A 15,292-nucleotide genomic window follows, 5' to 3' on the forward strand; every position below is an offset into this window, starting at 1 on the left:
TCCCGGCTGAAACCGCACAGCGCCGCCCCTTCGGGCGGCGTTTTTTTTGGTTATTTCTGGCAGCCCGGGCACCAATAAAACGGCCGCGACGACAGTTCGGTACGCACGATCATCCCACCGCAGCGTTCGCAGGGCTCGCCGCTGCGATGAAATACCTTGAAGCGAAACAGCGCGCCGTGATGCCGGTTGTCATCCGCCTGCCCGCGCGTCTGGTAAGAAAGGCGCGGCACCGCCAGCAATGCCTCCGCCAGGCGACGCAGCGCCTCTGGCGTCAGATCCTGCGGTTTGTGCTGCGGCGCCAGTTCGGCCTGCCACAGGATTTCGGCGCGCAGATAATTGCCCAATCCGGCGAGAAACGCCTGGTCGAGCAGCATGCCCCCCAGCTGCCTGCGGCGAAAACGCGGCGTCAGCAACCGCTCCGCCACATCGTCTACCGTCAGCGACATGTCCAACACGTCGGGGCCGATGCGTTGCAAAAACGGGTGTTGCTCTATTTCCTCGCGCGGCCCGACGGTAATGTCGGAAGCGCTGTAAAGTAATATCGCGCTGTGGGCGGTTTCCAGCCGCACCCGCAGATCGCGTCTGGTCTCCGGCGTCTCCCCGGCCGCCGCCACTTTCCACACGCCGTACAGCTGGTTATGGCTGTACATCGTCAGCCCATTGGAGAAATGGGTCAGCAGCGCCTTGCCGCGCGGCTCGATGGCGACGATGCGCTCGCCGAGCAGACGCTGGCGATAGTGTTTCAGCTGGGGAAAAGCGAAATCGACGGCGGTCAGCGGCTGATCGATCACCGCCGCCGCCAGTTTGTCCGCCGCCCGGCGAATCTCCGGTCCTTCCGGCATAGACCACTCCTTGCGTAGACCCGGCGCAGCCCGATGCACCGGGGATGACATGATTAATGCGTCGCGCCGCCCACCACTTTCAGATCGTGCTCCACCTGCAAAGCGATGGAAACGGCCAGCTCCAATGCAAACAGCACCGTCGAGGCCGCCATGCTTGGCGCACCGGGGTGTGCCGCCGCCTGCTCCGGCAGGTACGGGATATGGATAAACCCGCCCTTGACCTCGCGCTGGCCGCTCAAACGGTGCAGCAGGCCATACATGACATGGTTGCACACGTAGGTGCCGGCGGTCTGCGAAACGGCGGCCGGAATGCCGGCCTCGCGCATCGAACTGACCATCGCTTTAATCGGCAAGGTGCTGAAATAGGCCGCCGGACCGCCGGCGACGATCGGCTCATCCACCGGTTGCTGCCCCTGATTGTCGGGGATACGCGCGTCGTCGACGTTGATCGCCACCCGTTCAATCGTGATGTCGGTGCGGCCGCCGGCCTGGCCGATAGCCAGCACCATCACCGGCTGCACCTCGTCGATCGCCGCATTGAGCGCGTCCAGCGCCGCGCCGAACACGCACGGCAGCTGGCGCGCCACGATGCGCGCGCCGACCAGCTCCATATCATTGAGTTGCTTCACCACTTCCCAGGAGGGGTTGAGGCGCTCGCCGCCAAACGGCTCAAAGCCGGTAATCAATACTTTTTGCATCCTTACTCCTACAGGAACATCAGGAAATACAGCAGGAACACGTTAACCAACAGCAGCAGCACGCCGGTCGGCACCTGCGCCTTGATCACCGCATTCTTGTCCGGCAGCTCCAGCAGCGCCGCCGGCACGATGTTGAAGTTCGCCGCCATCGGCGTCATCAGGGTGCCGCAATAGCCGGAGAACATGCCGATCGCCGCCATCACCGCCGGGTTGCCGCCGTGCTGCAACACCAGGATCGGAATGCCGATGCCGGCGGTAACGATCGGGAAGGCGGCGAAGGCGTTGCCCATCACCATGGTCAGCACCGCCATACCGATAGCGTAGACTGCCACGGCGATAAAGCGGTTATCGACCGCCAGATACTCCTGGGTCAAATGCGAGATCGCGGTGCCAACGCCGGCGACGGTAAACAGCAGCCCCAGCGTGGCAAGGATCTGCGGCAGAATGAACGCCCAGCCGATCGAATCCAGCAGGCGCCGCGCTTCCTGTATCGGCTGCAGGGCCTTCTCATGGGTCATTTTCACCGCGATCGCCAGGCCAATCAGGCAGCCGACGGTCATCGAGAACAGGGTGATCAGCGTCGCGTGGTTACCACTGCCGAACACCGCGGTTTGCAACGCCGGCACGTTGTTGAACAGCAGCACGCCGATCACCGTCACCACCGGGATCGCCAGAGCGGGGATAAACAGCTTATTGCCCAGTCGCTTGGCGCTGGCCTCGCGCTCCTGCGGCGTCCGCTGATGATAGCTGCCGAGGCGCACGCCGCCGAAGCCGGCAATCAGGGCCATCACCACCACCACTCCGCCAACGATGATGTGCAGCATGCGTTTCTCGTTGCTGCCTTCGCCCAGCACGTCGCCCAGCAGGCGGTAAGTCCAGTCGCCGACCAGGAACACCAGGCCGTACAGCCCCCAAAACAGCCCGGTGGTGATGCGGCGCGGGTTGGCGCGATCGCGGAAGGACATCACCGCCACAATCAGCAGCACCGCGCCGGCCAGCCAGTAGAGATATTGTTGCTGGAAGTTCATCGTGCCTCCCCCTTCGCCTGCAGCGCCGCCTGATTCAGCTGCGCCAGCTCGGCGCTCAGCTGCTTATCCATCCGATACAGCCGGAACGCGTGGATCAGGAAAGCGAAAATCGCGGTCGGAATGCCCCACAGCGCGATATGCAGCGGCTCGGTCTGAATGCCGCCGGACTCCAGCATAAAGTTGTGCATGAAGATGATCGCGCCGAAGGCGACGAAGATATCTTCGCCGAAGAACAGCCCGACGTTGTCGGTCGCGGCCGACATGGCGCGCAGACGGTGGCGCGTGCGCTCCGGCAGCTCGCCGTAGCGGTTTTCCGTCGCCCCTTCCGCCATCGGCGCCAGCAGCGGCCGCACCATCTGCGGATGCCCGCCCAGGCTGGTCAGCCCCATCGCTGCAGTAATCTCGCGCACGAACAGGTAGACGATCAGCAGACGGCCGGCGGTGGCGCTTTTGATCTTGGCGATCCACGCCTGCGCACGCTCTTTCAGCCCGTGGCGCTCCAGCAGGCCGATCACCGCCAGCGGCAGCAGCAGGATCAGCGGCAGGTTACGGGTGTTGAGAAAGCCCTCGCCGAGCTTTTCCAGAATGACGTCCAGCGGCATCAGCGCCGCCAAACCGGTGATTATGCCGGCGGCGATCACCACCAGCACCGGGTTGAAACGCAATACAAACCCGACCACGATGGCGGCGATGCCAATCAGTGGCCAGAGATTCACGGCCTGTTCCATAGTCTTCCCTCGATATTTTCTAATAGTTTTTTGCTTGTGATGTTGTGTCTTGCTTTATCGCTTTACTGCTCCGCGCTGACGCGGATGCCCTGCTGAACAAAACTGTCCCGCAGCTTGCGCGCATACGCCAGCGCATGCTCGCCGTCCCCATGCAGGCAGACGGTTTCCGCCTGAACGGCGGTCCAGACGCCATCCACGCTGCGCACCCGGTGATGGCGCACCATCTCCAGCGTTTGCGCCAGCGCCTGTTCGTCATCGTCGATCAACGCCCCCGGCAAACCGCGCGGCACCAGCGTGCCGTCGGCCTGATAGCCGCGATCGGCGAATACCTCCTGCCGGGTGGTCAGACCGAGTTGTTCCCCGGCGCGGATCAGCTCGCTGCCGGCCAGCCCCACCAACCGCAGCGCCGGATCGACCGTCTGCACCGCCCGGGCGATCGCTTCCGCCAGCGCCGGCTCAACCGCCGCCTGGTTGTACAGCATGCCGTGCGGCTTAACGTGCACCATCACCCCACCCTCGGCGCGGGCGATGGCCGCCAGCGCCCCGAGCTGATACACCACCTGCGCGTACACCGTTTCCGGCGGCAGCTGCATGCGGGTGCGGCCGAAGTTCTCCCGATCGGGAAAACTCGGGTGAGCGCCGATCGCCACGCCGTACTGCAATGCCCAGCGCACCGACTGACGCATGGTCTGCGCATCGCCGGCGTGGAAGCCGCAGGCGATGTTGGCCGAGCTCACCAATTGCAACAGCGCCTGGTCGTTGGCGCAGCCTTCGCCGAGATCGGCGTTCAAATCAACGATCATGTAACCCCCAGGCAATCTGTCGAAGGAAGAGATCCTGCTCGGCTTTGGCGCGCTGCGCCTCCGTCAGTGAGCAGAGAACGAAGTGGATCGGTTCGCCGAGACGGATCTGCGCCAAGTGGTAGAGATCGGCCTCGATCACGCAGGCGATACGCGGGTAACCGCCGGTGGTTTGCGCATCGGCCATCAGCACGATCGGCTGGCCGTTGTGCGGCACCTGCACCACGCCGGGCAGCAGGCCGTGCGACAGCATCTCGCGGTCGGTGGTGCGCGCCAGCGGCGTGCCGCCGTGCAGGCGGTAGCCCATGCGGTTGCTCTGCGGGCTGAGCTGCCAGGCGGTGCGCCAGAACGTGTCCTGCGCCTCTTCGCTGAATTCAGCGTACTCCGGCCCCGGCAGCGCGCGGATGCGGTTGGTGAACAGCAGCTGCTTCACGCCGCAGCGGTGTTGCGGCAGCGCGGTGGATTTGCCCAGCGGCAGCCGATCGCCGTCCTTCAGATTACGGCCTTCGTGGCCGCCAAAGGCGGCTTTCATGTCGGTGCTGCACGAGCCCAGCATTTCCGGCACGGCGATGCCGCCCGAGATCGCCAGGTAGCTGCGCATGCCGCGTTTCGGCGTGCCCAGCGCCAGCCGCTGCCCCTTTTTCACCGGGTAGCGCCAGCCGGTCCACAGCGGCTTGCCGTCCAGCTGCGCGTCGCAGCCGGCGCCGGTCAGGGCGATCCAGCCAGGGCGGGTAAACTCGGCGCTGAACTGGCCGAGGGTGATCTCCAGCCCGGCGGCCTCAGGCGCATTGCCCACCAGCAGGTTGGCGATCTTCAACGCCGGTTGATCCAGCGCCCCGCCGGTGCTGATGCCCAAGCGGCGGAATCCCTCGCGGCCCAAATCCTGCACCGTGGTATAGATGCCGGCACGCAGAATAATCAGCATACGCCCTCCTTCTGCGGCACGAAGCGCACGTTATCGCCCGGGCGCAGCAGCGTCGGCGGCATTTCATGCGGATTGAACAGCGCCAGCGGCGTGCGGCCGATCAGCTGCCAGCCGCCGGGCGTCACCAGCGGATAGATGCCGGTCTGGCCGCCGCCGATGCCGACGGAGCCGGCCGCCACCGCCAGACGCGGCTCAGCGCGGCGCGGCGTCGCCAGCTGTTCCGGCATGCCGCCCAAATAGGAGAAACCCGGCTGAAAGCCGAGGAAATAGACCACGTAGGCCGCCGCCGCGTGGCATTCCACCACCTGCCGCGGCGTCATGCCGGTATGGCGCGCCACTTCATCCAGATCGGGGCCTTGCTCCCCGCCGTAGACCACCGGAATATCCACCTGGCGCGATTCCGGCGTCAGGCTCTCTTTGCTTTCCCAACCTTGCTGCAGCAATGCGAGCATCGCTTCGGCGTCGGCCTGCGGCGTATGCAGCAACAGCGTCAGGTTATTCATACCCGGCACCACTTCCCGCACGTCGGGGTGGTGATTCAGCTTTTCCGCCAGCGCCCAGATGCGCTGCTGGCTCGGTAAAGTCACCGGCGGCGACAGTTCAAGCACTACCGCTCTTTCACCCAACAGGTAATAACGTGCTTGTTGCACCCTTATTCTCCTTATTATTATCGCGATGAAAAACATACCAGTTATGCGTGACGCGGCCCCGGCTGTCAATAGAACGCAACCATAAGGAAAATAAGGAAATAGCGCGGTAAAAGGATTCAGCCGGCGCACAGGCCGGGCTGGATCCGGGGAAGAAAAAAATCAGGCGGGATTCGGGATATCGATAAAGGTCACATCAAAGCCGTGGTGCTGCGCCAGCCAGTCGCCCAGCGCCTTCACGCCGCCGCGCTCGGTGGCGTGGTGGCCGGCGGCGAAGAAATGCACGCCCATTTCGCGCGCGCTGTGAATGGTCTGCTCAGACACTTCACCGCTGATGAACGCATCGACGCCGAAGCGCGCCGCGCTGTCGATAAAGCCCTGGCCGCCGCCGGTGCACCAGGCCACCCGGCGAATGTGCTCAGGCGCGTTATCGCCGCAGTGCAGCACCGCGCGCCCCAGCCGGCTTTCGATACGCTGCTGCAGCGCTTCGCCGGTCAGCGGCTGTTCAAATTCGCCGTGCGGCACCAGCGGCTCGACGTCGCCAATCACCCGAATGCCCAGCGCCTGCGCCAGCTGCGCGTTGTTGCCCAGCACCGGATGCGCGTCCAGCGGCAGATGGTAGCCGTACAGGTTGATATCGTGGGTTAGCAGCGTTTTCAGGCGGTTGCGCTTCATGCCGCGCACCGCCGGCGCCTCGTTTTTCCAGAAATAACCGTGGTGCACGATAATCGCGTCGGCCTGATGCGCCACCGCGGCGTCCAGCAGCGCCTGACAGGCGGTGACGCCGGTCACGATGCGCTGCACGTGCGGACGGCCTTCTACCTGCAATCCGTTGGGGGCGTAGTCCTGAAACGCCGCGGCGTTCAGTTCCGTGTTGATCAGTTGTTCCAGATCGAGGTTACGCATTCTCTTCTCTCTTCATAGTCAAAATGTCTGCCGGTCGCCCTGCGCCATCAGGATGAATTTCACGCCCAGATCGTTGCCCTGCGCCAGCTGCTGCGCAATGGCGGCGCGCGTGTCTTCGCCCTGCTTCAGGCTGGGCTTGATGTGGCTGATCACCACCGGCAAACCGTTCAGCGAGCCATCGCCGCCGCTGTACTGCGTCAGGTTCTTCAGCTCCTTCAGCAGCCAGGCTGGCGTCAAATGGCCGTACAGATGTTTATCCTCCACCCCGTTAGGGTAAGAGGTTTCGATAATCATGCCCTTGAGCTTCTTCTGCTCGACAAGCGGCCCCAGCGCGCGCCAGACGGTATCGAGATCGCGCGACTGCTCCACCTTATCCGGCCCGGTATCGCCGAAGTAGGCGAAGAACTCGTTGCCGTTGGAAATCAGCAGCATCGACGACGGATAGCGATCGTGGCTGAGCGGGTACATCACGCCGGTCAATCCGGTCAAACCGAGGGTAAACCGCTGCTGCGGCCGCACCGTTTGCAGCCGGTAGGTACCCAGCCGCGAGCCGTTGCCGGCGTCGGTAAAGTTCGGCCACGCCTTCCAGTTGAAGTAGTGATTGCGCAGGGTCAGTACGGTGTCCGCCTGGGCGTAAACGGTTTTTTTATTGTCCTCGGGTGAGCCGACGATCAGCCCCGCCACGTGGTCCAGGTGGCCATGGCTGATAAAGTAGCTGCCGATCAACTGCCGGAACACATAGCCCTGCGGCGTGTAAGGCGCGGCCAGCTCGGGCGTCACCTGCGGGAAACTGCCCTTCTCCAGCCCTTTGGCGATGCCCGGCAGCAGCGAACCGGCGTCCAGCGCCACATACCGCGGCTGATTGTCGCTGCGGATCAGGTAGGAGGTCAGGTTGCCGTCGCTGACGCCGCCGTCGACGCCGAGCGCCACCACGTCAAAGCCGGCGATCGCCAGCGCCGAATAGCCGCTCAGGCACAGGGCCAGCACCTTTTTCATCATTGCATCGCTCCTTGCAGTTGCCTCAAGACTCTCCCCGTTTTGCCGCCTCGAACGCCGCCAGCGTCTCCAGCCGGGCTTGCTTATGGTCGACGATCGGCAGCGGGTAGTTCAGCGTGCATCGCTGCTTTTCCGCCCAGCGATGGGGGTGATGGATGTCATTGTCGGGCACATCCGCCAGTTCCGGCAACCATTTACGGATAAAAGTGCCTTGTGGATCAAAACGTTCACCCTGAGTCGTCGGGTTGAAGATGCGGAAATACGGCGCAGCGTCGGTGCCGGTGGAGGCCGCCCACTGCCAGCCGCCGTTGTTGGCCGCCAGATCCCCATCCAGCAGTTGCGACATGAAATAGCGCTCCCCGGCGCGCCAGTCGATCAGCAGATCCTTCACCAGAAAACTGGCGCTGATCATGCGCAGCCGGTTGTGCATCCAGCCGGTGGCGTTGAGCTGGCGCATGGCGGCATCGACGATCGGGTAGCCGGTCTCGCCCCGCCGCCAGGCCTGCAGCTTCGCCGCGTCATCGCACCAGCGCACCTTGTCCGTCCAGGCAATAAACGGCCGATGGCGGCACAGATCGGGATAGGCCACCAGCAGATGGCGATAGAACTCGCGCCATATCAGCTCGTTGAGCCAGGCGAAGGCACCGCTTTCGCGATCTTCCAGCAGCTGCGGGCATTCGGCGCGCAGGCGGTTGAAGCACTGGCGCGGCGACAGTACGCCGATCGCCAGATAGGGCGACAGGCTACTGGTGCCGGCGAGGGCGGGCAGATCGCGCTGCCGGAGGTAATCCTGTACCTGCTCGCGGCAAAAGGCGCGCAGCCGCTGCAACGCGGCCTCCTCGCCGGCGGGATAACCATCCCCAGTCTCCGCCGTGGGGTAATCGAACGCCGCCGGCGCCTCAGGCGCAGGCAACGCGCCACCGGCGCGGATCTTCGGCGCCGGCAGGCAACTCACGTCGGACTCGGTCAGGCGCTGAAGAAAGGCGTTGCGAAACGGCGTATAAACCTTGTACATCTCGCCGCCGCCGGTGAGCACGCTGCCCGGCGGCAACAGCAGGCTGTCATCGAAACCGTGGCACCTCACCCGGCCGCTCAACCGCTGCTCCAGCCGCGCATCGCGCCGCCGTTCGTTCAGTTCGTACTGGCGGTTGTAAAACAGCGCATCCACCTGCTCCCGCTCACAATAGTCCGCCAGCCAGTCGATCGACGCGGCAAAGTCCTCACAGGCATGGCAATGCAGCGCAATGCCCTTGTGCGCCAGCGCCTGCTGCACCGCCTGCAGGCTGGCGTGGATCAGCGCCGCCTGCCGCGGCGCCATCTCATGTTGCCGCCACTGCTGCGGCGTGGCGATAAACACCGCCAGCACCCGGGCTTCAGGATCGCTGCAGGCGGCGTGCAGCGCTTTGTTGTCGGTGATACGCAGATCGTTACGCAACCAGACCAGATGCGTGGTCATAAAACTCCTTGTCAATCAATGGCCGTAACGCAAACGCAGCGCCTCCGGATAAGGTTCGAAATAGCGTTGTTCCGCCAGATAGCGATCGGGGTATTCCGCCATGTAATGCTTGAGCAGCGCAATCGGCGCCAGCAGCGGTTGCATGCCCTGCCGGTAGCGGTCGATCAGGTGCGCCAGCTCCTGGCGCTGCGCCGCGCTGAGCTGACGGCGGAAATAGCCCTGCACGTGCATCAACACGTTGGTGTGGTTGCGGCGCGTCGCCTTGTGCGCCAACAGCGCCATCAGGCGGCTGCGGTATTCCACGGCGAAGGCCTCCAGCGAATCCCAGCGGTGAATATCGGCGACGAAACGCCCCAGCTCGCGGTACGCCGGCTGCGAATGCGCCAGCAGCGACAGCTTGTAGCGGCTGTGAAACGCGATCAGCCCGCCGCGGGTCAACCCCTGACGCCACAGCATGTTCAGTTCGTACAACGCGTACACCCGCTCGATAAAGTTTTCCCGCAGTGCCGCATCCTGCAATCGTCCATCCTCTTCCACCGGCAGCCACGGCATCTGGCGCAGCAGTTCGGCGGTAAACAACCCGACGCCGTTTTTACGCGAGTCCTTGCCGTTTTCGCTGTAGACCCGCACCCGCTCCAGGCCGCAGCTCGGTGACTTGGCGCAGACGATGTACCCGCACAGATGCTGCAAGGCCGCCACGCGCTGCGCGGAGAAGCCGCGCATCTCCTCGGTCAGATCCACGCCGGCGTCGTTGCTGTACCGCATCGCCGGCCACGGCTGCGCCTGTTTCACCAGGCGCAGCGCCGGGCGCGGCGTAGGCAGGCCGATCGCCATTTCCGGGCAAACGGGCTCAAAGCGCACATAGGGCGCCAACTGCTCCACCGCAAAGGCCAGCCGCTTGTGGCCGCCGTCGAAACGCACCGCGTCGCCCAGTAAACAGGCGCTGATGCCGATAGGGATCTTGTCGCTCATACTGCTCTCCCGTGTTGTTGGCCGATGAGGAAAGTGTAGAAGAATGGCTTGCCGAATACGACCTTGCGCTTGATAGGGGCGGCTATAGGCATAAAAAAACCCCCGCCGCAGGGCGAGGGCTTTTCGTGAATCGGCAGAGGCTCAGTAGAAATCGCAGGACGCCAGTTCCGCCTGCTGCAGCCAGACCGGCTTATCGCTGGTTTTTGACCAGACGCGGTGCAGGTAGCTGTAAAAACGCCCGCGATCGCTGCGGAACAGCATCACCGGCAGGGCTAAAATGCCCGCGATAACCACTGCGCTGCGGCGCAGGAGAATCCGATGCAATGAATAAGCGTGATAGGTAGTAGACATGCGAACCTCCTTAAAAACGCCTGCCGTTGATTTGTCAGGGAAAACGGCGTCGGCGTATCAAATGAACAATCGGTAATTTGGTAACTGAGCAAAATTTTAGCGCACTTGATGAAAGTTTACTACTCATCCGACCACTAAATCGCACAAAAAATCGCTAATCGCCGCAGCGATCCGTAATTTTGTTACATGCAGGTTAATTTTTAACTTACCATTGGTTACATTGTGGTTATTATCCGGGTGGTTATTTCCCGCTTACGCTCGTTCTCACTCCCCCATCAGGGGCAATCTCGCCACCGGCCTGATGGTTGAAGCGCTGAATTTCCGCTGAAATTTCAGCCATTTTTATACTTTTTTTACACCCACCCGCGCGATTTTTTCATCTTCTTTCTACCCCTCTCCCTACACTGCCTCTATCAAAAACAACACCTCTGGAGGTGTCCCGTGAGTTTCAGCGTTATTGGTGGTGCGCTGTTGGTTCTGCTGCTGTTGGCCTATCTGGTCTACGCCCTGTTTAACGCGGAGGATTTCTGATGGCGGCTTCAGCCTTTTTACTGATCGCCAGCTTCCTGCTGGTGCTTCTGCTGCTGGCCCGGCCGCTGGGCGGCTTTATGGCGCGCCTGATCGAAGGTGAGCCGCTGCCTGCGCTGCGCGGGATAGAAGCCGGCGTCTGGCGCGCCTGCGGCATCCGCGCCACCGAGATGAACTGGTGGCAGTACGCGCTGGCGATCCTGGCGTTCAACCTGCTCGGCCTGGCGCTGTTGTTCGCCCTGCTGATGACGCAGGGCTCGCTGCCGCTCAACCCGCAAGGCTTCCCGGGCCTCTCCTGGGATCTGGCGCTCAACACCGCCGTCAGCTTCGTCACCAACACCAACTGGCAGGCCTACAGCGGCGAAAGCGCCCTCAGCTATTTCAGCCAGATGGCCGGGCTGGCGGTGCAGAACTTCGTCTCCGCCTCCACCGGCATCGCCGTGGCCTTTGCGCTGATCCGCGCCTTTACCCGCCGCGCCGGCAACACCGTCGGCAACGCCTGGGCCGATCTGTTCCGCATCACGCTGTATGTGCTGCTGCCGATCGCGCTGCTGATCGCCCTGTTCTTCGTCAGCCAGGGCACGCTGCAAAACTTCCTGCCTTACCTGCACCTCACCACGCTCGAAGGCGCGCAGCAGACGCTGCCGATGGGGCCGGTGGCCTCGCAGGAAGCGATCAAGATGCTCGGCACAAACGGCGGCGGCTTCTTCGGCGCCAACTCGGCGCACCCGTTCGAGAACCCGACCGTGCTGACCAACTTCGTGCAGATGCTGGCCATCTTCCTGATCCCCTGCGCGCTGTGCTTCTCCTTCGGCCAGTTGGCCGGTGAAAACCGCCAGGGCCATGCGCTGATCTGGGCGATGGCGCTGATCTTCGTGGTGGCGGTGGTGGTGGTGATGGTCGCCGAACTGGCGGGCAACCCGCACCTGAGCGCGCTGGGCGCCGACAGCAACATCAATATGGAAGGCAAAGAGTCGCGCTTCGGCATTCTCGCCACCAGCCTGTTCTCGGTGGTGACCACCGCCGCGTCCTGCGGGGCGGTTAACGCCATGCACGACTCTTTCACCGCGCTGGGCGGCATGGTGCCGATGTGGCTGATGCAGATCGGTGAAGTGGTGTTCGGCGGCGTCGGCTCCGGCCTGTACGGCATGCTGCTGTTCGTGCTGCTGACGGTGTTTATCGCCGGTCTGATGATCGGCCGCACCCCGGAATATCTGGGCAAGAAAATCGACGTTTACGACATGAAGATGACCGCGCTGGCGATCTTGGTCACGCCAACGCTGGTGTTGCTGGGCAGCGCGCTGGCCATCGGCACCGACGCGGGCCGCGCCGGCATCCTCAACCCGGGCGCTCACGGCTTCAGCGAAGTGCTGTACGCCCTGTCCTCCGCCGCCAACAACAACGGCAGCGCCTTCGCCGGGTTGAGCGTCAATACGCCGTTCTACAACCTGCTGTTGGCCTTCGCCATGTTTGTCGGCCGCTTCGGGGTGATCCTGCCGGTGCTGGCGATCGCCGGTTCGCTGAGCGCCAAACAACGCCAACCGGCGGGCAACGGCACCCTGCCGACCTATGGGCCGCTGTTTATCGGCCTGCTGATCGGCACCGTGTTGCTGGTGGGCGCGCTGACCTTCGTGCCGGCGCTGGCGCTGGGCCCGGTGGCCGAGCATTTGCAGCTTTGGTTGGCAAACTAACCGACGTCACAGAGAGAGAATAAGAGATGACTCGCAAACAACGCGCGCTGTTTGAACCGGCCCTGGTGCGCACCGCGCTGATCGATGCGGTGAAAAAACTGGACCCTCGCGTTCAATGGCGCAACCCGGTGATGTTCGTGGTGTATATCGGCAGCATTCTGACCACCGCCATCTGGCTGGCGATCCTCACCGGCCAAACCGACGGCGCCGCCGCTTTTACCGGCAGCGTCGCCCTGTGGCTGTGGTTCACCGTGCTGTTCGCCAACTTCGCGGAAGCGCTGGCCGAAGGGCGCAGCAAGGCCCAGGCGGAAAGCCTGAAGGGCACCAAGAAAACCAGCTGGGCGAAAAAGCTGGCCGCCCCACGCCGCGACGGCGCCACGGAGAAAGTGGCCGCCGACAGCCTGCGCAAGGGCGATATCGTGCTGGTGGAAGCCGGCGACACCGTCCCGTGCGACGGCGAAGTGCTGGAAGGCGGCGCCTCGGTAGATGAAAGCGCCATCACCGGTGAATCCGCGCCGGTGATCCGCGAGTCCGGCGGCGACTTCTCCTCGGTCACCGGCGGCACCCGCGTGCTGTCCGACTGGCTGGTGGTGCAGTGCAGCGTCAACCCGGGGGAAACCTTCCTCGATCGCATGATCGCCATGGTGGAAGGCGCCAAACGCCGCAAAACGCCGAACGAGATCGCACTGACTATCCTGCTGGTGGCGCTGACCATCGTGTTCGTCCTGGCCACCGCCACCCTGTTCCCGTTCTCGCAATACAGCGTGGAAGCGGCCGGCAGCGGCAGCGTGGTCACCATCACCGTGCTGGTCGCGCTGCTGGTCTGTCTGATCCCCACCACCATCGGTGGCCTGCTGTCCGCCATCGGCGTGGCCGGGATGAGCCGCATGCTCGGCGCCAACGTGATCGCCACCAGCGGCCGCGCGGTGGAAGCCGCCGGCGACGTGGACGTACTGCTGCTGGATAAAACCGGCACCATCACGCTGGGCAACCGCCAGGCTTCGGAGTTCCTGCCGGCACCGGGCGTGAAAGAGCAAGAGCTGGCGGATGCCGCGCAGCTGGCCTCACTGGCGGACGAAACGCCGGAAGGCCGCAGCATCGTGGTGTTGGCCAAACAGCGATTCAACCTGCGCGAACGCGATCTGCAGGCGCTGAACGCCACCTTCGTGCCCTTCTCCGCCCAGACCCGCATGAGCGGCGTCAACGTGCAGGAGCGCATGATCCGTAAAGGCGCAGTGGATGCCATTCGCCGTCACGTCGAATCCAATCAGGGGCACTTCCCGCGGGCGGTGGACGATCTGGTAGAAAGCGTGGCGCGCACCGGCGGCACACCGCTGGTGGTGGCGGAAGGCGCTCGGGTGCTGGGCGTGGTGGCGCTGAAGGATATCGTCAAGGGCGGCATCAAGGAGCGCTTCAATGAGCTGCGCAAGATGGGCATCAAAACGGTGATGATCACCGGCGATAACCCACTGACCGCGGCGGCGATCGCCGCCGAAGCCGGGGTGGACGACTTCCTGTCGGAAGCCACGCCGGAAGCCAAGCTGGCGCTGATCCGCCAGTACCAGGCGGAAGGCCGCCTGGTGGCGATGACCGGCGACGGCACCAACGACGCCCCGGCGCTGGCGCAGGCCGATGTAGCGGTGGCGATGAACTCCGGCACCCAGGCCGCCAAAGAGGCGGGCAACATGGTCGATCTGGATTCCAACCCGACCAAGCTGATCGAAGTGGTGCACATCGGCAAACAGATGCTGATGACGCGCGGCTCGCTGACCACCTTCAGCATCGCCAACGACGTGGCCAAATACTTCGCCATCATTCCGGCGGCGTTCGCGGCCACCTATCCGCAGCTGAACGCGCTGAACGTGATGCACCTGCACTCCCCGGCCTCCGCCATCATGTCGGCGGTGATCTTCAACGCCCTGGTGATCGTGTTCCTGATCCCGCTGGCGCTGAAAGGGGTGAGCTATAAACCGATGAGCGCCGCGGCCCTGCTGCGCCGCAACCTGTGGCTGTACGGGGTCGGCGGCCTGCTGGTGCCGTTCGTCGGCATCAAACTGATCGACCTGATTCTGGTCGCGCTGCACGTCGCCGGTTAACCATTGAGGGAAATGAACATGACTTATTTACGACCTGCGCTGGTGATGCTGATCCTGCTGACGCTGATCACCGGCATCGCCTATCCGCTGCTGACCACCGGGCTGGCGCAGTTGCTGTTTCCGGGTGCGGCCAACGGTTCGCTGCTGTACCAGGGCGACAAGGCGGTCGGCTCCGCGCTGATCGGCCAGAACTTCACGCGCCCCGACTATTTCTGGGGCCGCCCATCGGCCACCGGCGATTCGGCCTATAATCCACTGGCCTCTGCCGGCAGCAACCTGGCGGCCACCAACCCGGCGCTGGATAAGGCTATCGCCGAGCGCGCAGCGCAGCTGCGCCAGGCCAATCCTGCGATGAGCGGCCCGATCCCGGTCGATCTGCTGACCGCCTCCGGCAGCGGGTTGGATCCGCAGATCTCGATCGCCGCCGCACAGTATCAGCTGGCACGAGTCGCGGCGGCACGGCATCTGCCGCCGGAACAGATCGCCAAACTGATCGAAGACAACACCGATCGGGCCACGCCCAACTTCATGGGGGAATCGGTGGTGAACGTACTGAAGCTGAACCTGGCGCTGGATGCGTTGAAGTAACGCGCCGTATTCAGCATAGTGATAGGGTTCGGCATGCCGA

General features: G+C 63.7%; 16 protein-coding genes. 4 read left to right on the forward strand and 12 right to left on the reverse strand.

From position 1 onward, the window contains the following. Nucleotides 1-50: 50 nt before the first annotated feature. The 12 genes from nei to ACUTSC_RS09310 all read right to left on the reverse strand — a co-directional run bounded on the left by nei (nucleotide 51) and on the right by ACUTSC_RS09310 (nucleotide 10,349). A complete protein-coding gene (gene nei, locus ACUTSC_RS09255) occupies nucleotides 51-842 on the reverse strand; it encodes an endonuclease VIII (protein WP_197766741.1) in 792 nt (263 codons plus the stop codon). Nucleotides 843-895: 53 nt separating this feature from the next. Beyond that, complete coding sequence (gene pcp / locus ACUTSC_RS09260) at nucleotides 896-1,540, reverse strand: pyroglutamyl-peptidase I (protein WP_049208633.1); 645 nt, start codon at nucleotides 1,538-1,540, stop codon at nucleotides 896-898. An 8-nt stretch (nucleotides 1,541-1,548) separates the two neighbouring features. Continuing rightward, nucleotides 1,549-2,568, reverse strand: coding sequence for a DUF979 domain-containing protein (locus ACUTSC_RS09265; RefSeq protein ID WP_049201994.1), 1,020 nt, complete (start codon nucleotides 2,566-2,568; stop codon nucleotides 1,549-1,551). Then, on the reverse strand, nucleotides 2,565-3,296 hold the full coding sequence (locus ACUTSC_RS09270) for a DUF969 domain-containing protein (protein ID WP_016928734.1): 732 nt from the start codon (nucleotides 3,294-3,296) through the stop codon (nucleotides 2,565-2,567). The genes ACUTSC_RS09265 and ACUTSC_RS09270 overlap by 4 nt, the downstream gene beginning before the upstream one ends. Before the next feature lie 62 nt (nucleotides 3,297-3,358). Then, complete coding sequence (gene pxpA / locus ACUTSC_RS09275) at nucleotides 3,359-4,099, reverse strand: 5-oxoprolinase subunit PxpA (protein WP_445653286.1); 741 nt, start codon at nucleotides 4,097-4,099, stop codon at nucleotides 3,359-3,361. Then, nucleotides 4,089-5,021: a 5-oxoprolinase subunit PxpC gene (pxpC, locus tag ACUTSC_RS09280; RefSeq protein WP_060423625.1), complete on the reverse strand. Its 933-nt coding sequence runs from the start codon at nucleotides 5,019-5,021 to the stop codon at nucleotides 4,089-4,091. The genes pxpA and pxpC overlap by 11 nt, the downstream gene beginning before the upstream one ends. Continuing rightward, the gene (gene pxpB, locus ACUTSC_RS09285) at nucleotides 5,015-5,671 is read right to left on the reverse strand and encodes a 5-oxoprolinase subunit PxpB (protein WP_004939909.1); all 657 of its coding nucleotides are present in this window, start codon (nucleotides 5,669-5,671) and stop codon (nucleotides 5,015-5,017) included. The genes pxpC and pxpB overlap by 7 nt, the downstream gene beginning before the upstream one ends. 159 nt (nucleotides 5,672-5,830) lie before the next feature. Then, a complete protein-coding gene (locus tag ACUTSC_RS09290; RefSeq protein WP_025301873.1) occupies nucleotides 5,831-6,574 on the reverse strand; it encodes a type 2 GTP cyclohydrolase I in 744 nt (247 codons plus the stop codon). Between the two features lie 18 nt (nucleotides 6,575-6,592). Next, nucleotides 6,593-7,573 (reverse strand): MBL fold metallo-hydrolase, encoded by a 981-nt coding sequence (locus tag ACUTSC_RS09295; protein WP_038877517.1) that lies wholly within the window; start codon nucleotides 7,571-7,573, stop codon nucleotides 6,593-6,595. A gap of 22 nt (nucleotides 7,574-7,595) precedes the next feature. Next, nucleotides 7,596-9,026, reverse strand: coding sequence for a deoxyribodipyrimidine photo-lyase (gene phrB / locus ACUTSC_RS09300; protein WP_197774004.1), 1,431 nt, complete (start codon nucleotides 9,024-9,026; stop codon nucleotides 7,596-7,598). 15 nt (nucleotides 9,027-9,041) lie between these two features. Then, nucleotides 9,042-9,998, reverse strand: a complete 957-nt coding sequence (locus ACUTSC_RS09305) for a YbgA family protein (RefSeq protein WP_049234529.1) — start codon at nucleotides 9,996-9,998, stop codon at nucleotides 9,042-9,044. 141 nt (nucleotides 9,999-10,139) lie between these two features. Further along, the gene (locus ACUTSC_RS09310; RefSeq protein WP_004939916.1) at nucleotides 10,140-10,349 is read right to left on the reverse strand and encodes a YbfA family protein; all 210 of its coding nucleotides are present in this window, start codon (nucleotides 10,347-10,349) and stop codon (nucleotides 10,140-10,142) included. 441 nt (nucleotides 10,350-10,790) lie between these two features. On the opposite strand from ACUTSC_RS09310, the gene ACUTSC_RS09315 reads away from it, so the two are divergent. From ACUTSC_RS09315 to kdpC, 4 genes are read left to right on the forward strand one after another with little or no spacing between them, the layout of a single operon-like run. Next, nucleotides 10,791-10,880 carry a K(+)-transporting ATPase subunit F gene (locus tag ACUTSC_RS09315; RefSeq protein WP_016928742.1) on the forward strand — a complete coding sequence of 30 codons (90 nt, stop codon included), beginning with the start codon at nucleotides 10,791-10,793 and terminating at the stop codon, nucleotides 10,878-10,880. Beyond that, the gene (gene kdpA / locus ACUTSC_RS09320; protein WP_197766744.1) at nucleotides 10,880-12,568 is read left to right on the forward strand and encodes a potassium-transporting ATPase subunit KdpA; all 1,689 of its coding nucleotides are present in this window, start codon (nucleotides 10,880-10,882) and stop codon (nucleotides 12,566-12,568) included. The genes ACUTSC_RS09315 and kdpA overlap by 1 nt, the downstream gene beginning before the upstream one ends. A 26-nt stretch (nucleotides 12,569-12,594) precedes the next feature. Beyond that, on the forward strand, nucleotides 12,595-14,664 hold the full coding sequence (kdpB, locus tag ACUTSC_RS09325; protein WP_197766745.1) for a potassium-transporting ATPase subunit KdpB: 2,070 nt from the start codon (nucleotides 12,595-12,597) through the stop codon (nucleotides 14,662-14,664). Between the two features lie 18 nt (nucleotides 14,665-14,682). Further along, nucleotides 14,683-15,252, forward strand: a complete 570-nt coding sequence (gene kdpC / locus ACUTSC_RS09330; protein WP_197766746.1) for a potassium-transporting ATPase subunit KdpC — start codon at nucleotides 14,683-14,685, stop codon at nucleotides 15,250-15,252. The last annotated feature ends 40 nt before the right edge of the window (nucleotides 15,253-15,292 follow it).

It is taken from the genome of Serratia sp. TSA_105.2, from assembly GCF_052692115.1.